The 25646-nt window shown below is 58.9% G+C and carries 18 protein-coding genes and 1 pseudogene; 9 read left to right on the top strand and 10 right to left on the bottom strand.

Annotated elements, in window-relative coordinates; all coding sequences use genetic code 11:
• The first annotated feature begins 31 nt into the window (after window positions 1-31).
• The 4 genes and pseudogenes from chbA (at window position 32) to chbG (ending at window position 3464) form a co-directional block, all read left to right on the top strand.
• Complete coding sequence (chbA, locus tag AB6V08_RS02660) at window positions 32-379, top strand: PTS N,N'-diacetylchitobiose transporter subunit IIA (RefSeq protein WP_368541165.1); 348 nt, start codon at window positions 32-34, stop codon at window positions 377-379.
• Window positions 380-390: 11 nt separating this feature from the next.
• Window positions 391-1230: pseudogene (chbR, locus tag AB6V08_RS02655) on the top strand (transcriptional regulator ChbR); the annotation flags it as partial.
• A 111-nt stretch (window positions 1231-1341) separates the two neighbouring features.
• Window positions 1342-2697, top strand: a complete 1356-nt coding sequence (locus AB6V08_RS02650) for a 6-phospho-beta-glucosidase (RefSeq protein ID WP_368541164.1) — start codon at window positions 1342-1344, stop codon at window positions 2695-2697.
• 11 nt (window positions 2698-2708) lie between these two features.
• Entirely contained in the window at window positions 2709-3464 is a 756-nt protein-coding gene (gene chbG, locus AB6V08_RS02645; protein WP_368541163.1) for a chitin disaccharide deacetylase, read from the top strand.
• A 125-nt stretch (window positions 3465-3589) separates the two neighbouring features.
• Here chbG and katE read toward each other — a convergent pair whose 3' ends face one another.
• Window positions 3590-5839: a catalase HPII gene (katE, locus tag AB6V08_RS02640; protein ID WP_368541162.1), complete on the bottom strand. Its 2250-nt coding sequence runs from the start codon at window positions 5837-5839 to the stop codon at window positions 3590-3592.
• 207 nt (window positions 5840-6046) lie between these two features.
• Here katE and cedA point away from each other — a divergent pair, with 207 nt between their 5' ends.
• Entirely contained in the window at window positions 6047-6301 is a 255-nt protein-coding gene (gene cedA, locus AB6V08_RS02635) for a cell division activator CedA (RefSeq protein ID WP_368541160.1), read from the top strand.
• A 321-nt stretch (window positions 6302-6622) separates the two neighbouring features.
• Window positions 6623-16633, top strand: a complete 10011-nt coding sequence (locus AB6V08_RS02630) for an autotransporter outer membrane beta-barrel domain-containing protein (protein WP_368541159.1) — start codon at window positions 6623-6625, stop codon at window positions 16631-16633.
• 63 nt (window positions 16634-16696) lie between these two features.
• Here the strand turns inward: AB6V08_RS02630 and tcyP are convergent, their stop codons facing one another.
• The 4 genes from tcyP to hxpB form a co-directional block, all read right to left on the bottom strand.
• Window positions 16697-18088, bottom strand: a complete 1392-nt coding sequence (gene tcyP, locus AB6V08_RS02625) for a cystine/sulfocysteine:cation symporter (protein WP_368541158.1) — start codon at window positions 18086-18088, stop codon at window positions 16697-16699.
• A 127-nt stretch (window positions 18089-18215) separates the two neighbouring features.
• Window positions 18216-18806: a metal-dependent hydrolase gene (locus AB6V08_RS02620; RefSeq protein WP_368541157.1), complete on the bottom strand. Its 591-nt coding sequence runs from the start codon at window positions 18804-18806 to the stop codon at window positions 18216-18218.
• Window positions 18807-18900: 94 nt separating this feature from the next.
• On the bottom strand, window positions 18901-19662 hold the full coding sequence (gene kduD, locus AB6V08_RS02615; RefSeq protein WP_368541155.1) for a 2-dehydro-3-deoxy-D-gluconate 5-dehydrogenase KduD: 762 nt from the start codon (window positions 19660-19662) through the stop codon (window positions 18901-18903).
• A 133-nt stretch (window positions 19663-19795) separates the two neighbouring features.
• Entirely contained in the window at window positions 19796-20464 is a 669-nt protein-coding gene (hxpB, locus tag AB6V08_RS02610; protein WP_368541154.1) for a hexitol phosphatase HxpB, read from the bottom strand.
• Window positions 20465-20613: 149 nt separating this feature from the next.
• On the opposite strand from hxpB, the gene AB6V08_RS02605 reads away from it, so the two are divergent.
• Window positions 20614-21150, top strand: a complete 537-nt coding sequence (locus tag AB6V08_RS02605) for a YniB family protein (RefSeq protein ID WP_368541152.1) — start codon at window positions 20614-20616, stop codon at window positions 21148-21150.
• 34 nt (window positions 21151-21184) lie between these two features.
• Here the strand turns inward: AB6V08_RS02605 and AB6V08_RS02600 are convergent, their stop codons facing one another.
• The 3 genes from AB6V08_RS02600 to pfkB form a co-directional block, all read right to left on the bottom strand.
• Window positions 21185-22045 (bottom strand): fructosamine kinase family protein, encoded by an 861-nt coding sequence (locus AB6V08_RS02600; protein ID WP_368541151.1) that lies wholly within the window; start codon window positions 22043-22045, stop codon window positions 21185-21187.
• Between the two features lie 105 nt (window positions 22046-22150).
• Window positions 22151-22441 (bottom strand): type V toxin-antitoxin system endoribonuclease antitoxin GhoS, encoded by a 291-nt coding sequence (gene ghoS / locus AB6V08_RS02595; RefSeq protein ID WP_368541150.1) that lies wholly within the window; start codon window positions 22439-22441, stop codon window positions 22151-22153.
• 103 nt (window positions 22442-22544) lie between these two features.
• Window positions 22545-23477, bottom strand: coding sequence for a 6-phosphofructokinase II (pfkB, locus tag AB6V08_RS02590; RefSeq protein WP_368541149.1), 933 nt, complete (start codon window positions 23475-23477; stop codon window positions 22545-22547).
• Between the two features lie 295 nt (window positions 23478-23772).
• On the opposite strand from pfkB, the gene AB6V08_RS02585 reads away from it, so the two are divergent.
• Window positions 23773-24531, top strand: coding sequence for a YdiY family protein (locus AB6V08_RS02585; RefSeq protein WP_368541147.1), 759 nt, complete (start codon window positions 23773-23775; stop codon window positions 24529-24531).
• Between the two features lie 264 nt (window positions 24532-24795).
• Window positions 24796-25029, top strand: a complete 234-nt coding sequence (locus AB6V08_RS02580; protein WP_368541146.1) for a hypothetical protein — start codon at window positions 24796-24798, stop codon at window positions 25027-25029.
• Window positions 25030-25235: 206 nt separating this feature from the next.
• Here AB6V08_RS02580 and yniD read toward each other — a convergent pair whose 3' ends face one another.
• On the bottom strand, window positions 25236-25343 hold the full coding sequence (yniD, locus tag AB6V08_RS02575) for a small membrane protein YniD (RefSeq protein ID WP_368541145.1): 108 nt from the start codon (window positions 25341-25343) through the stop codon (window positions 25236-25238).
• Window positions 25344-25441: 98 nt separating this feature from the next.
• Window positions 25442-25534, bottom strand: a complete 93-nt coding sequence (gene yncL / locus AB6V08_RS02570) for a stress response membrane protein YncL (RefSeq protein ID WP_368541144.1) — start codon at window positions 25532-25534, stop codon at window positions 25442-25444.
• Window positions 25535-25646: the final 112 nt, after the last annotated feature.

The following is a 25646-nucleotide window of genomic DNA, read 5'->3' as shown; positions in this document are numbered from 1 at the left end:
GCAGCCCGCGCCAGCAAAAAGGAGCATTGAGATGTTAGATTTGGATAGTATCGTTGCAGAAGAAGCCGCAGAGAACGACCTCGAAGAAGTGGTGATGGGCCTTATCATCAACTCAGGGCAGGCGCGCAGCCTGGCTTACGGGGCGCTCAAACAGGCGAAGCAGGGCGATTTCGCCGCCGCCAAAATCATGATGGATCAGTCCCGCACGGCGCTGAACGAAGCGCACCTCGTCCAGACTAAGCTTATCGAAGGCGACCAGGGCGAAGGGAAAATGAAAGTCAGCCTGGTGCTGGTACACGCCCAGGATCACCTGATGACCTCTATGCTGGCCCGCGAGCTGGTGGCAGAGTTAATCGAGCTTCACGAGAAAATGCAGTAAGTCAGCGTCAGCAGCAGGAGGTCAGCACGATGGAAATCAAAACCGCACTTGAGCAGCAGCTGTTTAATGGCAAAAATTTTCACGTGGTTATCTACAACAAAACCGAGAGCGCCAGCGGTCTGCACCAGCACGACTACTACGAGTTCACGATTGTTCTGACCGGACGCTACTACCAGGAGATCAACGGTAAGCGCGTCCTGCTGGAGCGCGGCGATTTTGTCTTCCTGCCGATGGGCTCTTATCACCAGAGCTTTTATGAATTTGGCGCCACGCGCATTCTCAACGTCGGCGTCAGCAAACGCTTCTTTGAGAAGCACTATCTGCCGCTGGTGCCGTTCTGCTTTGTGGCGTCGCAGGTGTATCGCGTTAAAAACGAGTTTATGACCTGGATTGAAACCGTCATCGCCTCGCTTAACTTCCGCGACAATGAGTTCGACGAATTTATTGAAACGGTGACTTTCTACGTGATGAACCGTCTGCGCCACCATCGCGAAGAGCAGCAGCAGGTGATTGACGATATTCCCCAGTGGCTGCGCGGCACCGTTGAGCTCATGCACGATAAATGTCAGTTCAGCGACAACGCGCTGGAAAATATGGTGGCGCTGTCGGGCAAGTCCCAGGAATATTTAACCCGGGCGACCCAGCGTTATTACCGTAAAACGCCGGTGCAAATTATTAATGAAATCCGCATTAATTTTGCTAAAAAACAGCTGGAAATAACCAACTACTCCGTCACCGATATTGCTTATGAATCGGGATACAGTAGTCCAAGCTTGTTTATTAAAACATTTAAGAAATTCACCTCATTCACACCGAACAGTTACCGCAAAAGTTTAACGGTAATGAATTAATTATCGGCGGACTTATCCGCCAGAAATATTGACGTAATTGCTTGCCCAAATTAGCGGGACGAGAACGCTACACTTTGCAGGCGGTTAACCTGATACGTTAAGGGAGAAAGTATGCAACAGAAATTAAAAGTCGTAACCATTGGCGGCGGCAGCAGTTATACCCCGGAATTACTGGAAGGTTTTCTGAAGCGTTATCACGAACTGCCGGTGAGTGAATTATGGCTGGTGGACGTTGAAGAAGGGCAGGAGAAGCTGAATATTATTTTCGACCTGTGCCAACGTATGGTCGAAAAAGCCGGCGTGCCGTTAACCGTCCATAAAACGCTGGATCGCCGTCAGGCGCTGAAGGACGCCGACTTCGTTACCACGCAGCTGCGCGTGGGCCAGCTGAAAGCGCGCGAGCTGGACGAGCGAATTCCCCTGAGCCACGGCTATCTGGGACAGGAAACCAACGGCGCGGGCGGCCTGTTCAAAGGCCTGCGCACCATTCCGGTGATTTTCGACATCATTAAAGATGTGGAAGAAATCTGCCCGAACGCCTGGGTGATCAACTTCACCAACCCGGCGGGCATGGTGACCGAAGCGGTTTACCGCCACACCGGCTTTAAGCGCTTCATCGGCGTGTGCAACATTCCGATTGGCATGAAGATGTTCATCCGCGATGTGCTGGAGTTGACCGACAACGACGACCTCTCTATCGATCTGTTCGGCCTGAACCACATGGTGTTTATCAAAGACGTGATTGTGAACGGTAAATCGCGCTTTGACGAACTGCTGGACGGCGTGGCCTCCGGTCGCCTGACCGCGGCATCGGTGAAAAATATCTTCGACCTGCCGTTCAGCGAAGGGCTTATTCGCTCCCTGAACCTGCTGCCGTGCTCGTACCTGCTTTACTACTTCAAGCAGAAAGAGATGCTGGCCATCGAAATGGGCGAGTACTATAAGGGCGGCGCGCGCGCGCAGGTTGTGCAGAAAGTTGAGAAGCAGCTGTTTGACCTGTACAAAGATCCGAACCTGAACGTTAAGCCGAAAGAGCTGGAGCAGCGCGGCGGGGCGTACTATTCCGACGCAGCCTGCGAAGTGATCAACGCGATTTACAACAACAAGCAGGCCGAGCACTACGTCAACGTGCCGCACCACGGCCACATCGACAACATCCCGGCGGACTGGGCGGTTGAGATGACCTGTATTCTGGGCCGCGACGGGGCGCAGCCGCACCCGCGCATTACCCACTTTGACGACAAAGTGATGGGGCTGATTCACACTATTAAAGGCTTCGAAGTGGCGGCCAGCAACGCGGCGCTGAGCGGCGAGCTGAACGATGTTCTTCTGGCGCTCAACCTGAGCCCGCTGGTGCATTCTGACCGCGACGCCGAGCAGCTGGCGAGCGAGATGATCCTGGCGCACGAAAAATGGCTGCCAAACTTTGCCGCCACGGTTGAGAAGCTGAAGTTCAAACAGCGCTAAGAGGATGTGCGATGGAAAATCTGCTGATCGTAAATGCCGATGATTTTGGCCTCTCGAAAGGGCAGAACTACGGCATTGTTGAAGCCTGTCGTCGGGGCGTTGTGACATCGACCACGGCGTTAGTGAACGGCGATGCGGTTGAGCATGCGGCCCTGCTAAGCCATGAGGTGCCGGCGCTCGGCGTGGGGATGCATTTCGTGCTGACGCTCGGGATGCCGCTTTCGCCGATGCCGGGCCTGACGCGCGACGGACAGCTGGGTAAATGGATTTGGGAAATGGCAGAGCGGGGGGCTTTGCCGCTCGATGAGATTACCCGCGAGCTGGACTGTCAGTTCAACCGCTTCGTCGATATCTTTGGCCATGAGCCAACGCATATCGATAGCCATCACCACGTGCATATGATCCCGGCGATTTATCCCATCGTGGCGGACTTTGCCGCGCGAAAAGGGGTGGCGATGCGCGTCGATCGCGAGGTGCAGGCGCAGCAGGGTTTGGCTGTGTCGGCACCGACCACCGACGGGTTCAGCAGCGCGTTTTACGGCGATGAGATTAGCGAAGCGCTGTTCCTGCAGGTGCTGGACGACTCTGCCGCACGCGGCGAGCGGTCGCTGGAGGTGATGGCGCACCCGGCGTTTGTGGATAATACCGTGCGTAAAAGCGCCTACTGCTGGCCGCGTCTGGCCGAGCTGGACGTGCTGACCTCGGTGTCGCTGAAATACGCGATTGCCGAGCGCGGGTATCGGTTGGGAACGTTCAGGGATCTGTGAGCAGTTTCCCGAGGCGAGGTAAAAGCAAAACGGTAACATAAGTTACCGTTTTTTGTGTTTTCTCCCTCTCCCGTGGGAGAGGGACGGGGTGAGGGCATCAGGCCGCACACCCGGGTAAGGCTTTTTTACGCCGGGATCTGCGCAGTTTTGCTGCTGCGCGACCACACGCGGTGGGCGGCAAGCAGGTCAAACAGCTGAGTCATAAACGCGTTGTCCGCGTTATCACCCTCGACAATCCCTTCTTCACCTTTGTCCGCCACGTTCAGCTTCGCCTTAAACTGACGCGCATCCCCGGCAAGGGCGATCGGCTTCAGGTGCTTGTAGGCTTCGAGCAGGTAATAGACCGCATCCCCGCTGGAGAGCAGGCTGTCGATATCCCCGCACGGCACAATCACCGCATCCACCGTCAGCGACGGTGCACCGGCGAAGGTGGCCGCTATCGGCAGCGCGGTGCCGTCGCTGGCTTTGACTTCACCCATGCGGGAGTAGAGCAGCTTGGCGTGAACGCCTTTGCTTTTCAGCGCCTTCAGAATGCCGAGCACGTCGCTGGCGCGGGTGCTGTCGTTCAGCAGAATTGCCACCACGCGGCCCTTGATGTCCCCGCCCGGGATGGCGTAAAGGCTGAGCGACGGATCTTTTTTCAGGCCGTTCACGTCCTTCGGCGGCACCGCGTTGAGCTGCTCGTCCGTCAGGGTGATGCCCAGATTATCCGCCACGCCCTGCGCCAGCTTAATGTCGATACGCGTCAGATGGTCGACGACTCGCTCGCGAATATATTCGCGCACGACTTTGCTCAGCTCGAAGCTGAACGCGCCGATAATGTGCTGCTGCTCGATAGGCGTCTGGCTGTTCCAGAACAGGCGAGGCTGGGCATAGTATTCGCCGAACGACGGGCTGCGCTCGCGGATCTTAGTGCCCTCCACGCGCTCCTGGTACGACTCAAATCCACCGCGCTTTGGCGCAGGCGGCGTTTCGCGCGGCCAGTTGTCGTTGATCGAGTTTGGCTCGTAGTTGGCCGGGTTGGTGTCGATATCCTGACGGTGCATCCCGTCGCGCTGGAAGTTGTGGTACGGACAGGTCGGACGGTTGATCGGAATTTCGTGGAAGTTCGGTCCGCCAAGACGGCTAATCTGCGTGTCCGTGTACGAGAACAGGCGCCCCTGCAGCAGCGGATCGTTGGTGAAGTCCAGGCCCGGCACGATATGCCCCGGGTGGAACGCCGCCTGCTCGTTTTCGGCAAAGAAGTTATCCGGGTTACGGTTGAGCACCATTTTGCCCACCAGCTGCACCGGCACAAGCTCTTCCGGGATCAGCTTGGTCGGATCGAGCAGGTCGAAGTCGAATTTAAACTCGTCCTCTTCCGGGATGAGCTGCAGCCCCAGCTCGAATTCCGGGAAATCGCCCGCTTCGATGGATTCCCACAGCTCGCGGCGGTGGAAGTCCGGATCGCGGCCGGTCAGCTTCTGGGCTTCATCCCACACCAGCGAGGCTTTACCCGCCACCGGCTTCCAGTGGAAGCGCACGAAGGTGGCTTTACCCTCGGCGTTAATCAGGCGGAAGGTGTGAATACCAAACCCTTCCATGGTGCGCAGGCTGCGCGGAATGCCCCTATCGGACATCGCCCACATCACGTTGTGCAGCGTTTCCGGCTGGAGCGAAACGTAGTCCCAGAAGGTGTCGTGCGCGCTTTGTCCCTGCGGTATGGCCCAGTGGGGCTCCGGTTTTACCGCATGGACAAAGTCAGGAAACTTGTGCGCATCCTGAATGAAGAACACCGGCGTGTTGTTGCCGACCAGGTCGAAAATCCCCTCGTCGGTGTAAAACTTGGTGGCAAAGCCGCGGATATCGCGCACCGTGTCGGCAGAGCCCGCGCCGCCCTGTACCGTTGAGAAACGCACGAACACCGGCGTCACTTTCTTCGGATCTGACAGGAAGTCCGCTTTGGTGATGTCCTTCAGGCTTTTATAGGGCTGGAAGTAGCCGTGGGCCGCAGAGCCGCGGGCGTGAACGATGCGCTCGGGGATACGCTCGTGGTCGAAATGGGTGATCTTCTCGCGCAGGATGAAGTCTTCCAGCAGCGTCGGCCCGCGGCTGCCTGCACGCAGGGAGTTCTGATCGTCGGCGATGCGCACGCCCTGGTTGGTGGTCAGCGCAAAGCCCTCGCTGCCTTTGCGCGAGGCGTCCAGCGCCTTAAGCTTATCGTTGATGGCATCCGGGGATTTTGCGCTGCCCGGTGCGGTAGGTTGCTCTCCCGGAGCGCTTGGCCCAGGCGTTGCGCGATGGGATCCATCTTCGGGCGCCAGAGAGTCCATTCCGGGTTGTGATTCTTCCGTACCCTTAATCGGTGATTGATGTTTTTTATCTTGCTTCGACATTGCACTCGCCTCCTGAAATCCTTGCTGAAAGGTAGTCGTAGTTGCGGTAAAACCTGTTAACTATAGGACAATGTGATGATTTGGCTGAAAATCTGAGCATTTTCGGATTACGCCTTAACGAAAGGGGCGACATTACGCATCGGAGAGGCGACGAGCGGGGTCGGTATCGGCTATCATAGAATTTTCCTGTTTTTCGAATTTGCTCTAGTGAACCAGTCGCTTATGAAACCATTTCGCCAACAAAACCGCCGTGTGATTTCCTACGTGCCCCGTGTCGAACCCGCCCCGCCTGAACATGCGTTAAAGGTGGACGGTTTTCGCGACGTCTGGCAGCTGCGGGGAAAATACGTGGCGTTTGTGTTGGTGGGCGAACGTTTTCGCCGTTCACCCCCGTTTCCGGTGCCGGAGTCTGCCCAGCGCTGGGCGATGCAAACCCGCCAGGAAGAAGATATTCAGGATTAACTGACTACTATTAACTACCCGTTAAATAAGACGCCTTAAATAACGGGTACTTAAATTTGCATATGTTTTTATAAACGTTATTTTGACGTTATTCATTGTCATTATAAATTCCAGAAATCCCTCCCCAGTTTAATTATTCTCTTCAGGAATACTTTGCGGAAATATACTCAAAAAGTATCATCTTTAAGAGTGTGATATATATCATATTGCTCTAATGTCTTTGTTAACTATCTGTTTTTAAATAAAAAATAATCCCTCTCTATTTTTGTGAAACTTCTATTCTTTAACTGTTACTAAAAATTTAATTTCAGGGTAGAAGGCATGAATAATAAACGTATTCCCGAGGGGCAATACTGTCTCTCCCGTCTGGCTATTGCTATTCGACATGCTATTCCACTACTGGTTGCCGCAGCCCTTCCGGTTTACGCGGATACCACCATACCTTCGCAAACAACAACCTATACGCTCGCGGGCACCGATCCTTTTGTGATGCCTTCACCTAACAGTATTAACGTGGCTTCCGGCTCCGGCATCGTGGGTGATAACTCGCAGGACTGGCAGGTGACAATAGACGATGGCGCGACCGTCACCGGAAATTTATTTGGTATTAATCTCAACTCGGCAACGGGCACCACGGTACTGAACCTGGGCGGCGATGTGACCACAACGGGAGGCGGTTCTGGCGGCAGCGCTGCGGGGGTCAGATTAAGCAACGGTGGGACGGCGAATATCCTCTCTACCGGCTCGATTGACAGCAGCAGCGACGGGATTTACCTGAGCACGGGCGGCACGGTGAATAACAGTGGCGCCATCAGCGGCGCGAGCGGCGGCACGTCGGTCTATTTCAGCTCAGGGACCGGTAATTATATTGGTATCGGCGGTTCGTCTATCGGCGGCGGCTACGGGATTATTGCCGATGCCGGAACGGCAACGGTTTCTAACGCCGGGAATATCGGCGTACTGCACAACGGTATCTGGTTCCGCGACAGCGCCTCCGGTTCCATCAGTAACCAGGCTGGCGGGGTTATTAATTCAACCAGCACCTCCAATTACGGGATTGAAATCAGCGCCTCCGGCGTGGTGACCATTACGAACGCGGGATCGATCACCGGCAATACCGGGGTGTTGATTACGACGGGCGGCCATACGCTAACCAACAGCGGCGCTATCACCGGCAACGGTGGAACGGCGATTTCGCTGACGGGCAGTAATAATGCCGTGACCCTCCAGACCGGGAGCGACGTTAACGGCGCCATTACCTCAACCGGAACCGGAAATACCCTGACCTTAACCGGGCAAGGGACGCTGGACAGTAACATCTCCGGCGTCGACAGCATTACCGGGGCGGCCAGTACCGGACAAAGCTGGCTGCTCAACGGCGCGACCCTCAGCACCAAAGGCACCACCGCCGATGCCCTGCTGGTGCAAAGCGGTACGCTTATTCTCAACGGCGCGCTGACCCATACCGACAGCGGTGGCGGGACCACCATCAACGGCGACGCCACTCTGCAGCTCGGCAACAACTCCACCAGCGGCAGCGTGACGGGGAACGTGGTCAACAACGGCGTGCTGCGCTTCTCCCGCTCGGACGATATCTCGTTTGCGGGCGCCATCAGCGGCGCGGGGAGCCTGAATCAGGCCGGGGCAGGCGAAACCACCCTCACGAGTGCGAACACCTATACCGGCGGCAGCGTCTTGGATGCGGGCACGCTGAACGTGGCGAGTGCCGATGCCCTGGGAACCGGGGATGTCACCATCAACGCAGCCGGTACGGTGGTGATATCCAATCAGAGCAACGTTTTTGCCAACAACATCACCAACAACGGCTTGTTGAACATTACCGGGCAGCTCGCTTCTCTGGAAGGCACCCTGACGGGCAGCGGAGAGAACCGGATCGGCGCGCTCAATGCCCGAGTCGATGCGGACAACAGCAGCTATACGGGGCTTTGGAATATCCTGAGCACAGGGTCGCTTTCCGTCGAGAGCAGCGAAAATCTGGGGGCAGGCGCCGTGCAGCTGGTGGGGATCCTGAACATTGTCCCGGCCACGGGCGGGTTTGACTTTTCAAATGTCCTTACCGGCACGGGGCTGATGAAGGCCGCCATGGGCGGCGGTAACGCCTTTGACTTCACCAGCAACGTCGGCTCTCTGTTTACCGGGACGTTCGCGATGGGGCCGGGGACGTTCAGCCTCGACGGAGTGAACACCAGCACCCTGACGAACGCCACCCTGCAGCTCGATTTGGGCAGCTCAACCACCGTGGGGGCAACCCAGCAGAACGTCGCCAACCTGACCCTGAACGGGGGCGTGTTGAATTTCCCGACGCTGCCGACAGGCTTCATCAACACCGGGACGCTGAATATGGTTACCGGCACGGTGCGCGTCGATCCTGACGCTATCGTCGACAGTACGAATTTGCTGAGGGCCGACGACGGCGAAGGCGTGCAGCTCGTCGCTGCGACCAGCAACAGCGGTTCGGCATCCAACCTGACGCTACAGGATCTGACGGGCAACGCGCTGACCACCTCCACGGGCAACGTTACTCAGAACGGCAACACCGTGGCGGTAGCCACCTACAGCGATTTTGGCCTTAACGAAACCAACGGCCTGGGCGTCGGCTACACCCTGAGCCAGCTCGATATCCAGGCCGGGCAAACCTTAACCCTCTCCGGTGACGCCGCTACCCCGTCCGGCGCGGCCGACATGAAGGCGCTCCTGACCGGTACGGGTAACCTGGTCGTCGATGCCACTAACGCCATCACCCTGGCGAACGCCGGAAACAGCTACACCGGGACCACAACGGTAACGGACGGCACGCTGCGCGCAGGCGCCCTCAACGTGATTGACGACAGCAGCCAGGTCACCCTGGACAGCGGCACCACCTTCGATCTCAACGGGCTCGATCAGAGCGTGAATAACCTGAACGGCACCGGGAACGTGACCCTTGGCGCGGGCGATCTGACGGTAAATACCGCAGCGGGCACCGTGACCTACGGTGGCGCGATCGGCGGCGCCGGTTCGGTGACCACCGCGGGTGCGGGAACCTGGGTGCTCACCGGGAACAGCAGCTATACGGGCGGCACCACCGTGGGCGCCGGGGTGCTTCAACTGGGGGCAGGTGGAACCTCCGGGGGCATTACCGGGGACATCACCAACAACGCCTCGCTGGTCTTAAACCGTGCTAACGCGCTTAACCTGACTGGGGTGATTGACGGCACCGGCAGCCTCAGCCAAAACGGGACGGGCGTCAGCACGCTGAGCGGGGCAAACAGCTACGCGGGCGGGACTGCGGTGAATGCGGGGACGCTGACGGCGGCAAACGCCACGGCGCTCGGTACCGGTGCGGCAGCGGTCAGCAGCGGCGCAACGCTGAATCTGTCGTTTGCCAACGGCACGATAACGAACGCTATTTCCAACGCCGGGCTGGTCAACGTCACGGGCGCGAACGAGACCCTCAGCAGCACCTTTACCGGCGCGGGGGAAAACCGGATCGGCGCCGCCGGAACGTTTATCGCGGGCAATAACACCGGCTTTACCGGCCTGTGGAACATCACCAGCGGCGCAACGGCGGACGTGACCGCCGCGCAGAATCTGGGCACAACGGGGGTGCAGCTCAACGGCGTACTGAATATCGCGCCGCCTTCCGGCAACTACACCTTCGATAACCCTCTGCTGGGCACCGGGCTGATGACCGCCACGCTCGCGAGCGGCAGCACCTTTGCGTTCACGAACGCGGTCGGCACCGACTTCACCGGGACGGTTCAGCTCGGGCAGAGTGACTTTGCGCTGTCCGGCGACAACACCACGGCGTTAACCAACGCCACGCTGGAGCTTGATACCGGCAACACCACCACGGTGGGCGCGGGGACGCAAAATATCGGCAACCTGACGATGAACGGCGGCACGCTGCGTTTCGCGAATCTGCCAACGGGCGTAATTGATACCGGCCAGCTGGCGCTGAACGCTGGCACGGTGCAGGTCGATCCGACCGGTGTGGCGGATGCGGGCGGCAATCTGCTGACCCAGGACGACGGCGCCAGCCTCCAGCTCATCACCGCGGCGGGAACCAGCGGCGCGGCAGGTAACCTGACGCTCACCGACCTCTCCGGGGCGGCGCTCAGCAGCTCTCAGTCCGATATCGTGCAGAACGGCGCCACCGTCGCCATTGGCACTTACGGCTACAGCCTGAACAACGCCGGCGGGCTTGGGATCGGCTATACCCTCAACCAGCTCGATTTACAGTCGGGCCAGACGCTGACCTTATCCGGGGATACCACCACGCCATCCGGCGCGGCGGAGATGAAGGCCCTGATCTCCGGCAGCGGCAACCTGGCGGTTGACGCCACAAACGCCATCACACTCTCCAACGCCAGCAACAGCTATACCGGCACCACCACGGTGACGGGCGGCACGCTACGCGCGGGCGCGACCAACGTTATCGATAACTCCAGCCAGCTCGTTCTGAATAACGGCACCATCTTTGATCTGAACGGCTTCGACCAGAGCGTGAACAGCATGAGCGGAACCGGGAACGTGACGCTGGGGTCGAAATCGTTAACCCACACCACCGTGTCGGGCAACGTGGCCTACGGCGGGGTAATCAGCGGCACGGGCAAGGTGACGTCCACCGGGCCGGGCACCTGGATCCTCAGCGGCATCAACACCTGGACCGGCGGCACCACCATCAGCAACGGCATTTTGCAGCTCGGGGCGGGCGGCCTGACCGGGTCAATCGTCGGGAATATCGTCAACAACGCCGCGCTGGTGGTGAACCGCCTGAACGATATGACCCTCGCGGGGACGATTAGCGGGACGGGGACGCTGACCCAGGACAGCGCCGGGACGGGGACGACAACCCTGACGGGCACCAACACCTACACCGGGGCGACTAACGTGCAGCAGGGCACGCTCCAGCTGGGCAGCGGCGGCACCAGCGGATCGCTGGCCAGCGCCAGCGTGGTCACGGTAGAGGCCGGGGCGACGCTGGCGTTTAACCGCAGCAACGCCCTGGCGGTGGGTAACACCATCGGTGGCGCGGGGAACGTGGTTCAGCGGGGCAGCGGCACCACGACCCTGAGCGGAACGAATACCTACAGCGGCGGCACAACGGTGCAGGCGGGGACGCTGAATGCCTCCAACGCCAGCGGGTTGGGCACCGGCGCGGCAACGGTCAACAGCGGCGCGAATCTGCTGCTCTCATTCAGCAACGGCACCTTCGGCAACGACGTCGCCAACGCCGGGATCCTGAACGTGACGGGCGTCAGCAATACCCTGAACAGCGACATCACCGGGGCGGGCATAAACCGCATCAGCGCGTTCAACACCACGCTCGGCGGGGATAACTCGCTCTTTACCGGCAAGTGGGATATCACCAGCATCGGCTCGGCAAAAGTCACCGCCGGGCAGAACCTGGGCGATGCCGCGGTACAGCTGAACGGCATTCTTAACGTCGCGCCGGTTAGCGGGGGCTACACCTTCACCAATACGCTCACCGGGAACGGGATCATGATGGTCGAGCTGGCGCCGTCCGGCAGCTTTGCCTTCGATAACACCATCGGCAGCGCCTTTACCGGCACGCTGATGCTGGATCAAAGCACGTTCGATCTCTCCGGCGCCAACACCACCGCGCTGACCAACGCCACGCTGCGGCTCAACGCGGGGAATGAAACCACCGTGGGCAGCGGAACCCAGAACATCGGCAACCTGACGATGGGCGGCGGGGCGCTGATCTTCAACGGCGAGGTGCCGCCGGGGCAGGCCGACGGCACGGTGAACGTCAATAACCTGACGCTTACCGGCGGCGATATCCGCGTTGAAGCGCCGACGGCGGGCGTGCCTAACCCGGCGCCGACGGGGCAGAACCTGATGGAAGAGGACGACAAAGCGATCCTCTCGCAGCTGGTCTCTGCCACCACGGTCACGGGCAGCGCCGATAGCCTGAACCTGACGGACCACAGCGGGAACGCCATCAGCAATCCGCAGCAGTTCGCGGTGAAGGAGGGTGTCACCTCCGTTGCGAACGCCACCTACGATTACGGGCTGAGCACCGGGACGGACAACGACGGGCTGTACGTCCAGTACGGTCTGAAGGCGCTTGACCTGCTGAGCGGGCAGACGCTGCACCTGACCCCGGACGCGGGCGCAGCAGGCGCGGCGGCGACCCTGTCGGCGCAGGTCACCGGAAGCGGGAGCCTGGACGTCAACGCCAGCGCGGCCGCCGGGCAAACCGTCACCCTCAGCAACAGCGGCAACAGCTATACCGGGGCGACCACCGTCTCCGGCGGTACGCTGCGTCTTGGCAGCAATAAGGCGCTCGGCAACACCAGCCTGCTCACCGTCAACAGCGGCGCTAACGCCAATATCAACGGTAAGACCCAGACCATTGGCGCGCTGGGGGGCGATGGCGGTTTAGCCATCAACGGCGGCAATTTGACCATCCGCAACGGCGGCACCTTCGGCGGCGTGACCAGCGGCGTGCTCGGCAACGTCACCCTGACTGGCGGCACCCTGACCCTGACCGGGGCCAACACCTTTACCGGCGTCACCACCATCAACAGCGGGGCGACGATGCAGGTGGGCGCGGGCGGCACGGCGGGCAGCTATGCCGGGCCAATCGTGGATAACGGCACCCTGACCTTTAACCGCAGCGATAGCGTGGCGCTGACCCGCGCCGTCACGGGCAGCGGCGAGCTGCACCAGGACGGGACGGGCACCCTGTTTGTGAATACCGACGTCGGCATCACCGGCCCGGTAGTCATCAACGCCGGGACGCTGAGCATTGGCGATAGCACTACCGACGGCAGCGTCACGTCCAACATCACCAACAACAGCGCGCTGGAATTTAACCGCAGCGACTGGACCTACGGCGGCGTCATCAGCGGCACCGGAACCGTCACCCAGGTCAGCGGTAGCCAGACCACCCTGACCGGGGCCAATACCTACAGCGGCGACACCACGGTCAGTGCCGGAACGCTGAACGCGGCGAATGCGGCTGCGCTTGGCACCAGCGCGGCAACGGTGGACAGCGGCGCGACGCTGGCGCTCTCGTTTGCGAACGGCAGCTTTAACAATGCGGTGGAGAACAACGGCGTGCTCAGCGTGACCGGGGCGGGCAACACCCTGAACACCAACGTGACCGGGACGGGCGTCAACCGCATCAGCGGGCTGAACACCGCGCTGGCGGGGGACAACAGCGGCTTCACCGGCAGCTGGGATATCACCAGCGGCGGCGGCGCCAGCATCACCGCGCAGGAAAATCTCGGCGGCTCGCCGGTGCAGCTTGACGGCATCCTGAGCGCCGCGCCCGCCAGCGGCGGCTTCACCTTCACCAACGCGCTCACCGGCAGCGGCCTGCTGGCGGCAAACCTGGGGGCGAAGACCGACGCCTTTGACTTTGCGCCGTCGGCGGGCAGCGCCTTTGGCGGCACGCTGGCCCTACGTCAGGGTACGCTGTCGCTGGAAGGCGATAACACCAGCGCCTTATCCCAGGCCACGCTGCTGCTGGGTGCGCAGGGCGTGGCAACGCTCGGCAGCGACCAGAGTATCGGCAATCTCACCTTCGGCGGGGGCCTGCTGGACGTGGGGATGAAGACGCCGGATACCGCTGACATCTTAACGGTCAATACCCTCAACGTGGATTCAGGGGTGTCGGAGCCAAACATTGGCGTCGTGAACCTGCAAACCGCCGCCCTGCCGCCGGGGTCAAAACCGGACGGCAACTTCCTCGACCAGGACGACTCGGTGGATAACGGCATTCAGGTGGTGAAAGCGACCTCGGTCAGCTCGGCGGGCACCCAGCTTACCCTGCTGCTGGACGGCACGGCCCCGGCGGATGAAACGGATCAAGTGTCGGACGGCTTTGGCCATGACGATGTGCTGGCGACCTACGGTTACACGGCGGTCATCACCGCCGGGGAAAATGCCCCGGGCGGCCCGGGACTTTACGCGGGCTATATGCTGAAGGTGCTGAACAGCCAGTCCACCGCCGTTATTGACTCCACGGGCGCGACGGACACCACCCTGGGGGCGCAGCTCACCGGCGTGGGCGATTTTGACTTCCGCGCCAACGACGGCACCATCACCCTGGTGAACACCGCCAACGATTATCAGGGCAAAACGCTGGTCACCAGCGGCACGGTTCTGCTCGGAGGCAACAACACCCTCGGGCAGACCAGCGCGCTGAACATCGCCGCCAGCGCCGCCGCCGATCTCAACGGCTTTAGCCAGACCGTCGGGGCGCTGAACGGCGCGGCGGGCAGTACGCTGGCGCTGAACGGCGGGGCGCTGACCATCACCAACGGCGGGCAGAGCGACGGGGCGCTGACCGGGAGCGGCAGCCTGAACCTCACCGGCGGCGAGCTTGTGGTCAGCCGCGCCAATGACGCCCTGACCGCGGCGGTAGACGTAAGCAGCGGCGCCACGGCGCACCTGAAAAATGCCGCGGCGCTGGGCAGCGGCGATATCGCACTCGACGGCGCGCTGGTGCTGGATGCCGTTAAGGGAACCTTTGCCAACGCGGTGCAGGGCGCGGGCGCGATGAACCTGGTGAACGCCAGCGACGTCGCGCTCGGCGGGAATAACGCAGGCTTCAGCGGGGAGATCGACATCGCCTCCGCCAGCCGCCTGACGGCGCAACAGCCTGCGAGCCTCGGCACGTCGACTATCCTCAACGATGGCGAACTGGTGCTGAACGCGAGCGACACCTGGGCGTTTGACAATGCGATGAGCGGCAGCGGTCTGTTAACCAAAGCCGGGGCGGGGATGGTTACCCTCGCCAGCGACTATGCCCACACGGGCGGCACGCACGTTGAGGCCGGCACGCTGGCGCTGGATAACCGCGCGGCGGCGCTGTCCGGCGGGGGCGCGGTCACGGTTGACGAAGGGGCCACGCTCGGCGGGTACGGCACCATCGTCGGCAACGTGACCAGCGAAGGGACGGTCTCTGCGGGTGACGCCATCACCGCCCTGACCGGGGGCGCGGGCAATCTCACCATTCAGGGCAACCTGGACAACTTCAACACCGTTAATCTGGCGGGGAACACCGTCGGCAACACCCTGACCGTGACCGGGAACTACACCGCCCACAGTACCCTGGTGCTCAATACCGTGCTCGGCGGGGATAATTCGAAAACCGACAGGCTGATTGTTAACGGCGATACCAGCGGTCACACCGATGTGTACGTCAATAACAAGGGCGGCAGCGGGGCGCAAACCGTCAACGGCATTCGCGTGATCGAGGTGGACGGCGCATCGAACGGCGATTTCACCCTCGCGAACCGCGTGGTGGCGGGGGCGTATGACTACCAGCTGCTGCAGGGCACGCCGTCCGGCAACGACGGCGACTGGTATCTGCGCGTGCCGGTCGACCAGCCGGTAGTGCCGATCCGCCCGGAAGCCGGCGCGTACCTGGGCAACCAGAGCGCGGCGATGGAGATGTTCAGCCACAGCCTGCACGATCGCGTGGGGCAAAGCCTGTTCGTGACGGGCTACGGTCAGCAGGCGAACGTGCCTTCCGCCTGGATCCGCACCTTCGGCAGCCGCACCGACAGCCAGAGCGCCGGGCAGATTGGTCAGGACACCTGGAGCAACGGGGTGCAGCTTGGCTTTGATATCGCCAATAACCTGGAAGTGGAAAACCGCTGGCAGGTGGGCGTGATGGCGGGCTACGGCTCGGCCAGAACGCGCAACCAGGGCGGCGGCGACAGCTACGTGGCGCGCAGCGAGGTGGATGGCTACAGCGTCGGCCTGTACGGCACCTGGTTTGCCGACGGTCGTCCGGACGGCACCGGGCCATACATCGATACCTGGACGCAGTACGGCTGGTACAACAACAAGGTGAACGGCGAAGGGCTGCCGGAGCAGAAATACGACAGCACCACCCAGTCGGTATCCGTCGAGGGCGGCTGGGCCTTCAACGTTTATAACACCTCGCTGATGAGCTTCTTCATTCAGCCGCAGGAGCAGGTGATCTACACCCGCTACGATGCGGATGACGTGAAGGAAGATAACGGCACGAAGGTGAAAAGCCAGAACGACGGCGGCTTTAGCAACCGCCTGGGGATGCGCGTTTACGGCTACTCTGCGGACAAACAGGGCCGCCAGTGGCAGCCGTTTATCGAAGCCAACTGGCTGTACAACGGCTATACCGACACCATCAAGATGGACACCACCCGCCTGGAGTCCAATACGCCGAAGCACCGCTATGAGGTTAAGGCCGGGGTGGAAGCGAAGCTCAGCAACCAGTGGAGCCTGTGGGGCAACATCGGCACCCAGCAGGGCGGCAGCGAGTATCGCAGCATCGAAGGGGGGCTGGGGGTGAAATACACCTGGTAACTATCGGCAGAAACAAAAAAGCCCATCGAAGCGATGGGCTTTTTTTATGCTCAGCTAGCGCGATTAGCGGTGCGCTAACTCTGCGTCGTCTTCGCTCTCCAGCACCGCTTTATCGGTCTGCTTCAGCCACTGGCTGGTCAGCGTACCGGCAGTCATGGAGCCGCTCACGTTCAGCGCGGTACGACCCATGTCGATCAGCGGCTCAACGGAGATCAGCAGCGCAACCAGCGTCACCGGCAGGCCGAGGGCAGGGAGGACGATCAGGGCCGCGAAGGTCGCGCCGCCGCCCACGCCCGCAACGCCTGCGGAGCTGATGGTCACGATGCCAACCAGGGTGGCAATCCACACCGGATCCAGCGGGTTAATCCCCACGGTTGGCGCAACCATCACCGCCAGCATAGCCGGGTACAGGCCCGCACAGCCGTTCTGGCCGATGGTGGCACCGAAGGAGGCCGAGAAGCTGGCGATGGATTCCGGCACGCCCAGACGACGGGTTTGCGCTTCCACGTTCAGCGGAATAGACGCGGCGCTGGAGCGGCTGGTGAACGCGAAGGTCAGCACCGGCCACACTTTACGGAAGTATTTCAGCGGGCTGACGCCGTTCACGCCGAGCAGGATGCCGTGTACCACGAACATGATGCCCAGACCCAGGTAAGAGGCGACGACGAAGCTGCCCAGCTTGATGATGTCCTGCAGGTTAGAGCCCGCAACTACTTTGGTCATCAGCGCCAGCACGCCGTATGGCGTCAGCTGCATCACCAGACGCACCAGCTTCATCACCCAGCTTTGCAGGGTATCGATGGCGGTCAGCACGCGTTCGCCCTTCGGCGCGTCGTCTTTCAGCAGCTTCAGGGCGGCCACGCCCAGGAAGGCGGCAAAGATCACCACGCTAATGATGGACGTTGGGTTCGCGCCCGTCAGGTCAGCAAACGGGTTCTTCGGAATGAAGGACAGCACCATCTGCGGCACGGTCAGGTCTGCCACTTTACCCACGTAGTTAGACTGGATCGCCGCCAGACGCGCGGTTTCAGCCGAACCCTGCACCAGGCCTTCGGCGGTCAGGCCGAACAGGTTGGTCACCAGCACACCCACCAGCGCCGCAATCAGCGTGGTGAACAGCAGCGTACCGATGGTCAGGAAGCTGATCTTACCCAGCTGAGTGGCGTTATGCAGACGGGCCACGGCGCTCAGAATAGAGGCAAACACCAGCGGCATAACGATCATTTGCAGCAGCTGCACATAGCCGTTGCCGACAATGTTGAACCACTGAATAGAATCTTTCAGTACCGGATTATCGGAGCCGTAGATCGCCTGTAACGCCAGACCAAATACCACGCCCATACCCAGACCAACCAGCACCTTCTTCGCCAGACTCCACTGTTTGTGGCGCGTCTGGGCCAGAAGCACTAGCAAAACAACGAACGCGACAACGTTCGCAATGAGTGGAAAATTCATCCCCGTTCTCCTGATTTATTATACGGTCGGTTTAACCCGATCCTGTTGGCGCAAGGTTAGCAGAAGTGTGATGTGGCGCTTATATCCAAATGGAATGGTTTATGACAAATGTGATTGTTTTGTCGGTTTAATGTTCAATCTGGTGATTAATAAAACGATTGAACTGAAACTGCAGCGAATTGATCATCTGCGACGACCAGCGTACTGCACCATTTTCGGGCAAGGTTTGCGGCATCCAGACGGCATAGGCAAAGAGCGCCATGCACAGCACGCGCTCAAGCTGATTGCCTTTTTGCGGCGCGAGAATAGGAAAGCGAAAGCGCCAGCGGCAGGGCCACAGCAGCGGCACGCCCGCCGGGGTGAGCATATCGGCCAGAATATGACTCAGATAGCCGAGCACCATCCCCTGAATCGCATCGGCGGGGACAATCCAGCTTTCCGGGACTTTTAAATAGAAGAGGGTCAACAGGCCGAACACCGCCAGCAGGCTGTGGGTGAACCCCCGGTGGCCGAACGCCCGGGCGATGGGCTTGGAGATCCACTTCAGCCGCTGGCCCAGAAACGACTTGGGGTGATCGATATCTGGCAGCAGGCAGGTCAGCACGGCGGACGGGACGATATGCCACCAGTCACCCTGCGCCAGGACGGGCGTAAGCTCAGCGTTTTTCGCAAACACTGCGCAAGCAATTGAAAAAAGCAGGTGGCCTTCCGCCGTCATGATAAAACCCAGGAAACTGTCGATTCATACAGTATAGGGTTTTTATACAGTGGGCGGAAGAGGTGACGGTGTAACTCTTTGTCACAAAACCACGCTATCGCGCGAGCCAGCCTCCGTCGACCGCCAGGGTATGGCCGTTCACGTAATCCGAGGCTGCCGAGGCCAGAAATACCACCGGGCCCTGCAGGTCAGACGGCAATCCCCAGCGTCCGGCGGGAATGCGGTCGAGGATCTCCTGGCTGCGCTGTTCGTCGTCCCGCAGCTGCTGCGTGTTGTTGGTCGCCATATACCCCGGCGCGATGGCGTTAACGTTAATGCCGTGCGCCGCCCACTCGTTCGCCAGCAGGCGCGTAATCCCCAGCACGCCGCTCTTCGACGCGGTATACGACGGCACGCGGATACCGCCCTGGAACGAGAGCATCGACGCGATGTTAATAATTTTTCCGCCCTGGCCCTGGGCGATAAACTGCTTCGCCACCGCCTGAGAGAGGAAAAAGACCGATTTCAGATTGAGATCGACCACCTCGTCCCAGTCCTTCTCGCTGAAGGTGAGGGCGTCTTCCCGACGAATGGTGCCGGCGTTATTCACCAGAATGTCCACGCGCCCCATCTCCGCGACCGCGTTGTTCACCACCTCAGGAATGCTGGCCTGCACGCCAAGGTCGGCGCGGATCGCCATAAAGCGTCTGCCGAGGGCGGTGACCTGCGCCGCAGTCTCTTCGGGAACCTTACGGTTTACGCCCACGATATCGCAGCCCGCCTGCGCCAGGGCGATCGCCATGCCTTGCCCTAGACCGGTATCGCACCCGGTGACGATGGCCACTTTGCCTGAAAGAGTGAAGGTATCCAGTATCATACGTGCCTCAGAAGTAGGGTTATTGTCATTCTGACGCTAAGAATAGGAGTCGCGGAGAGGAAATGCAAACAAAGTAAAACAATGTTTTATTTTTGTGATTCAGGCAGCGAGCGCTGCCTGAAATAGCGTGTCATTAACCGCGCAGGTGGCTGACCGTAAGCTCTTCGAGAGAGTTCAGCTTAACGTCTGCCAGGGCAAAGCGCGGGTCGTGGCGACCTTCCTCGGCGGGCACGACGATAGAGCGCATCCGCGCCGCTTTCGACGCCACCATGCCGTTAACGGAATCTTCCAGCGCCACGCAGTTGATTGGGGCCAGCCCGAGCTTCGCGGCGCAATCCATATACACCTGCGGGTGCGGCTTGCTGTAGGGCAGCTTTTCAGCCGACGCCAGCGCGTCAAAGCTGTCGCGCAGGTCGAACATGGTCAGCACTTTTTCCAGCATATGCAGCGGAGAAGCGGACGCCAGACCCACCTTAATGCCCTCGGCCTTACACAGGGAGATGGCTTCACGCACGCCGGGCAGCAGCGGTTTGCTCTCTTCAACCAGCGTAATCGCGCGGCTGATAATGCGCGCGGTCACTTCCGCACGGTCTGGCCCAACCCACGGCTGGTGGGCGTACCACAGCTCCACCACCATGTCGATACGCAGCCCGAGCGTGTCGGGAAGCTCGTTACGACGGCTGATGTCCACGCCGAGGCTGGCAATCACGTCCAGCTCAGCGCGATCCCACAGCGGTTCGGAATCGATCAGTAATCCATCCATGTCAAAAATAGCGGCAAGAATTTTGCGCGGCGTCGACATCACAACTTCTCCTTATTCAGGGTGTACGACAAACGATAAGTGCTAAGTGCTTTCTGCAATTTAGCATATTGCCTTTAAAGATCGGGCGAAAATGCGGGTCAGCAGGTAGACTTAGGCACAAATAACGCGTCTTTTTTGAAGGGGAACTCATGACGTATCAACAAGCTGGACGCATAGCTGTCTTAAAACGTATTGCTGGCTGGGTAATTTTTATTCCGGCGGTCATTTCCACGCTGATTTCCGTCTTTAAGTTTATGTACGATCACAGCGAAAAGCAGGCGGGCATCAATGCGGTAATGCTTGATTTTGCACACGTCATGATTGAGATGATGCGCTTCAATACGCCTTTCCTGAACGTTTTCTGGTTCAACTCGCCAACGCCGGATTTCCACCAGCAGCTCAACGTGGGCTTCTGGATTATCTACGCCCTTATTTTCATCGGCATGGCATTGCAGGCATCCGGCGCGCGAATGAGCCGCCAGACCCGCTTTTTGCGTGAAGGGGTGGAAGATCAGATGATCCTTGAAAAGGCGAAAGGGGCCGAGGGCATGAGTCGCGAGCAAATTGAATCGCGGATTGTCGTCCCGCGCCACACCATCTTTTTGCAGATTTTCCCGCTCTATATCCTGCCGGTGATTATCATCGTGGCCGGATACTTCTTCTTCTCGCTGCTCGGCTTCCTGTAAGTTCATCGGGTGGCGCGAGGCCACCCGCATCACCTCATGCCGCCAGCACGCGATCCAGCGCCCGCTGCGCGTTCACCAGATGTTCACCGCCAAACAAAATTGCCCGGTTAATCAGGGTATAAAGCTGGTAAACCGGCTGGCGTTCGAGGAAGTCTGTCGGCAGCGGAGAAACCGACTGATAGCCGTCGTAAATTTGCGGCGGCTGTTCAGGATGCAGCGGCAGCATGGCGAGATCGCACTCTCTGTCGCCCCAGTAGCAGGCGGGGTCGAAGATATACGGGCCGTTCGGCCCCAGCGCGCAGTTCTCTGACCAGAGGTCGCCGTGCAGCAGCGACGGCTGCGGCTGGTGCGACGACAAACGCTGCTGGATATGGTCGACGATGGCGTCGATATTGCCAAACTCCATGCCTTTTTCCGACGCCAGCTCCAGCTGCCAGCCGATGCGCTGTTCGGCAAAGAAGGTTGACCAGCGGCGCTGCCAGGCGTTGGGTTGTGGCGTAGTGGAAAGATCGTTGTCGAAGTCGAGGCCGAACTGCGGCTGGTCGCTCCACTGATGGAGCCGCGCGATCTGTTGCCCGAGAATAAAAGCGTTATGGGCGTCGAGCGGGCGGGACGGCAGATAATCCATGACTAAAAAGCTGTAGTCACGATCGCTGCCAACGGCCCAGACCTGAGGGACGGTCACGGTTTTGCTGCGGGATAACAGCTCCAGCTGATCGGCTTCGGCGGTGAAGATAGGGAGCAGCTCCCGCTCGTCACACTTTACGAAGAAATCACGTCCTGCGTAGCGCAAATGCCACGCGGCGTGGATCTCTCCGCCTGGCAGTTCGTTACGCAGTTCAATTTCACCTTCACCCAGTTGCTCACTTAAAAGATGACTGATAGCCTGCCACATGATATCTCTCCCATGTTGTCTGCCAGATCATAAAGTTAGCGCAAAACCGCTGTAAAAAAATACGAACTAACGCACACCTGAGCCGTTTGGATCCATACAGGGCACTTATTGTTCTTTCTTTTTCCAGTTTTCCCAGGTGTTAACCTCGACGTCGGCCGTTTTATGGGTTGCGCTCTCCACCAGGCCGCTTGCCAGCGCGGTGACATCCTCTTCGCTAAAGGCGCTGACCAGCCCAAACGTCAGGGGGCCCAGTTCGTGAATCGTGCCTTCATCGTCCGTCATGGTGAGCAAAAAGTTTGCGCGGCTGAAGGCGTTGTTGATTTCGTTAAGTTCGGTCAGCGACGCTTCGTGAAAATTAACGGTTACCACGTAGCGCGTAATGTCCCCACTGCTCATTTTTCACCTCGTTGTTATCATGAAAGTTTTCTTAGCATAGTCGATGGCGCGCGTTTGGCGACTTCCGGCGGCGTTTCCCCTCCGCGACGGAGGGGAAAGCGGGTCAGTTCTGAGACAGGTAATCGACGATTTTTTGCGTGTCGGCAAGGGAGCACAGGCGCGTGCCCTGGTTAATGGTTGCGGCGCTCCCTGCGGCAACGCCGTAGCGCGTCATTTCCAGCAGAGAAGCGCCTTGCGCCAGCTTCAGCGCCATCGCGCCCACCATGCTGTCGCCCGCGCCCACGGTGCTCTGGCTTTTCATCGGCGGCGGTACTACCTGCACAAAGCCGGTTTCATCCACGGCTAATGCCCCCTGCGGGCCAAGCGAAACCACCACGCGACGGGCTTTGCCGCTGCGCACCAGCTCCTGCGCGGCGGTACGCACGTCGTCAGGCTGGGTCAGCTCGCGGTTTACCAGCGCGCTGAGCTCTTTCTGGTTAGGCTTCACCAGCTCAAGCCCGCCCGGCTCTAGCGCCGCCTGCAGGGCCTCGCCGGAGCTGTCGACGATGCAGCGAATGCCCCGCTGCTGGACGGCCCGGATCAGCTGGGTTAGCTTTTCGGTTTTCACGCCCGGCGGCAGGCTGCCGCTGATGACCAGCAGCGCGCCGCTCTCAATGGCTAAAACTTTTTCCTCGAGCTGGCGAAACTCATCGTCGGTCAGCCTGGCGCCGGGCATCACGAAGCGGTACTGCTCGCCGCTGGAGCTGACGTGAACGTGCAGGTTCTGCCGGGTCCAGTCCTGCGCGTCAACGGTGGATACCGTTACCTGCTCATCCGCAAGCAGCGCAACCAGATGTTCGCCGGTAGCACCGCCCGCAGGGAAGATGGCGGTCGCCCTGCCGCCGAGGTGGGTAATGGCGCGCGCCACGTTAATTCCGCCGCCGCCCGGTTCAAATACCGGGGCGCTGCAGCGCAATTTCCCTTCCGGATAAATCTGCGGCGTGAGGGTGGCGGAGTCGAGGGAAGGGGAGAGCGTCAATGTATAAACAGGAACCATGATTACCTCCTTTTAGTATGGGCTTCAGTAAGCCTGGCACTAAATGCCCGGAAGGCAAAGTAAATAACAGTATGATTTTAAATATGAATACTGACAAAAGTCGCGAATGTGTTTTATAAAATAAAACGCGTTTTGGGATCGTTCTTATTCAAAAAATGAAATAAGAAATCATTGCTATGTTATTTGCGGCTTTTTATAATTTGTTACCTTTCTCTGGACGCCTTGTCATTGATCCTCAAGAAAGTTTCCGGGACCGTGATGGTCTCTTTTTTTGTTGTACGGACTCCTTAATAAAATGAAGCTTTTGAAGACAGTACCCGCTGCACTGATGATGGCGGGTGGCGTGTTTGCGTCAATGAATGCGAACGCCGATGATTCCGTTTTTACTGTCATGGACGATCCCACCACGGCGCAAAAACCCTTTGAAGGTAACCTCAACGCAGGGTATCTGGCGCAATCCGGTAACACGAAAAGCTCTTCGCTGACCGCTGACAGCACGCTGACCTGGTACGGTAGCAACACCGCCTGGTCGCTGTGGGGCAACGCCAGCAACACCTCCGCTAACGACGAACGCTCTTCTGAGAAATACGCAGTCGGTGGCCGTAGCCGTTACAACATGACCGACTATGACTATCTGTTCGGTCAGGCAAGCTGGTTAACCGACCGTTACAACGGCTATCGCCAGCGCGATGTCTTCACCGCGGGTTATGGTCGCCAGTTCCTGAACGGGCCTGTTCACAGCTTCCGCTTTGAATTCGGTCCGGGCGTGCGTTATGACGAGTACACCGACGGCGATACTAAAACTCAGCCGTTAGGCTATGCGTCCGGCACCTATGCCTGGCAGATGACTGACACCACCAAATTCACACAGGGCGTTTCTGTTTTCGGTGCGGATGACACCACGCTGAACTCGGAAACCGCGCTGAATGTGGCCATCAACGAACACTTCGGTTTGAAGCTGGCTTACAACGTGACCTGGAACTCTTCTCCTCCTGCTTCCGCGCCGGATCATACCGACCGCAGAACCACGATTTCTCTGGGCTACAAAATGTAATTTACGCGGGTCGAAAATATTCGACCCGTTTTTTTATTTTCATTTTTTGTGTTATTTTATTTTAAACGGCGTTTTAAAATAATTGGTCTACGGATATCTCCTTAATTTATCCATAATTCATCTCGGCGACACAGAATTCTTTTATTTGACACGAATTGATAAATAAATGACCTAGGAAAAAGTGTGATCTGGATCTACACTCATATCACAGGCGAAATGTCGCCTTAAGTCGTTTAGCATTAATTCAGTAAGAGAATAATGATTATGAAAAAAATCAAAACCGCGACAGCAGCAATCGTGCTTTCAGCACTTTCATTCGGCGTATTCGCAGCCGATAACGTTGTAAAACCTGCCAGTGACGCTACCGCGCAAATCGGAATTTCCCACGCTTCCGATGTTGAAGCCGGCTCAAACATCGCTCCAGGCTCTCAGTCTACCGGCCAGTCCATGAATGACGCCTTTGACGTGCACAAGCTGGTGGCGGGTGAGTGGTCCTGATTGATTGTCGTCGTGCTGTTATTGCCTTTACGCCAATAACGCAGCCGTCAAAAACCGGATTCTGATGTACCGGTTTTTGCGTATTAAATTCAGGTAAAGATAATTCAGCTTTATTTACGGTCGGTATTTCGTATTGACAAAAAAACCTTCACCGAACGTATTATTCGGCAAAGGTCTCTTTCAATTCTATTTCCGCTACGATTGTTCTAGCCCCAAATCATTGCTGCCCAGCGCAGCAGCAGCATCGCACCGCAGATAGCAATCAACACCAGCACCATTTTCCAGTGTTTTGAGGCAAATCGTTTCGTTGGCATAACCTAATCCTTGTCAGTTGATAATGTCAGTGTACCAAATGACGCGGTGAAATGCGCATTATCCGGGCATAAGGTTATGCAACCCGATACTCGACTGGTCAGAACCAGTGAAATCTGTCGGCAAGAATCAGCAATAAACCAGCGGCTGAAAGTATATTCAATATCACGACGGTTCTACTGGATACGTTCATGTTGTGCCCCTTCAGGTTTAGGACCTGTTCAAGAATAGCTCAGCACCTTGGGAATGCGAGCGCCAGGAGGCGAACCCAGGCAAACTCATGCAAAAGTACCGGATACTTCTGT

Source organism: Enterobacter soli, from assembly GCF_964208575.1.
In the GTDB taxonomy this organism is placed as follows: Bacteria; Pseudomonadota; Gammaproteobacteria; order Enterobacterales; family Enterobacteriaceae; genus Enterobacter; species Enterobacter soli_A.
Note: the sequence above shows the minus strand (reverse complement) of the source record. Positions and strands in the feature narration are given on the sequence as shown.

Bases quoted from the DNA above. Each gene is read 5' to 3' on its own strand.
- chbA (WP_368541165.1), top strand. From the start codon at position 32: ATGTTAGATTTGGATAGTATCGTTGCAGAAGAAGCCGCAGAGAACGAC.
- AB6V08_RS02650 (WP_368541164.1), top strand. From the start codon at position 1,342: ATGCAACAGAAATTAAAAGTCGTAACCATTGGCGGCGGCAGCAGTTAT.
- chbG (WP_368541163.1), top strand. From the start codon at position 2,709: ATGGAAAATCTGCTGATCGTAAATGCCGATGATTTTGGCCTCTCGAAA.
- katE (WP_368541162.1), bottom strand. From the start codon at position 5,839: ATGTCGAAGCAAGATAAAAAACATCAATCACCGATTAAGGGTACGGAA.
- AB6V08_RS02630 (WP_368541159.1), top strand. From the start codon at position 6,623: ATGAATAATAAACGTATTCCCGAGGGGCAATACTGTCTCTCCCGTCTG.
- tcyP (WP_368541158.1), bottom strand. From the start codon at position 18,088: ATGAATTTTCCACTCATTGCGAACGTTGTCGCGTTCGTTGTTTTGCTA.
- AB6V08_RS02620 (WP_368541157.1), bottom strand. From the start codon at position 18,806: ATGACGGCGGAAGGCCACCTGCTTTTTTCAATTGCTTGCGCAGTGTTT.
- kduD (WP_368541155.1), bottom strand. From the start codon at position 19,662: ATGATACTGGATACCTTCACTCTTTCAGGCAAAGTGGCCATCGTCACC.
- hxpB (WP_368541154.1), bottom strand. From the start codon at position 20,464: ATGTCGACGCCGCGCAAAATTCTTGCCGCTATTTTTGACATGGATGGA.
- AB6V08_RS02605 (WP_368541152.1), top strand. From the start codon at position 20,614: ATGACGTATCAACAAGCTGGACGCATAGCTGTCTTAAAACGTATTGCT.
- AB6V08_RS02600 (WP_368541151.1), bottom strand. From the start codon at position 22,045: ATGTGGCAGGCTATCAGTCATCTTTTAAGTGAGCAACTGGGTGAAGGT.
- ghoS (WP_368541150.1), bottom strand. From the start codon at position 22,441: ATGAGCAGTGGGGACATTACGCGCTACGTGGTAACCGTTAATTTTCAC.
- pfkB (WP_368541149.1), bottom strand. From the start codon at position 23,477: ATGGTTCCTGTTTATACATTGACGCTCTCCCCTTCCCTCGACTCCGCC.
- AB6V08_RS02585 (WP_368541147.1), top strand. From the start codon at position 23,773: ATGAAGCTTTTGAAGACAGTACCCGCTGCACTGATGATGGCGGGTGGC.
- AB6V08_RS02580 (WP_368541146.1), top strand. From the start codon at position 24,796: ATGAAAAAAATCAAAACCGCGACAGCAGCAATCGTGCTTTCAGCACTT.
- yniD (WP_368541145.1), bottom strand. From the start codon at position 25,343: ATGCCAACGAAACGATTTGCCTCAAAACACTGGAAAATGGTGCTGGTG.
- yncL (WP_368541144.1), bottom strand. From the start codon at position 25,534: ATGAACGTATCCAGTAGAACCGTCGTGATATTGAATATACTTTCAGCC.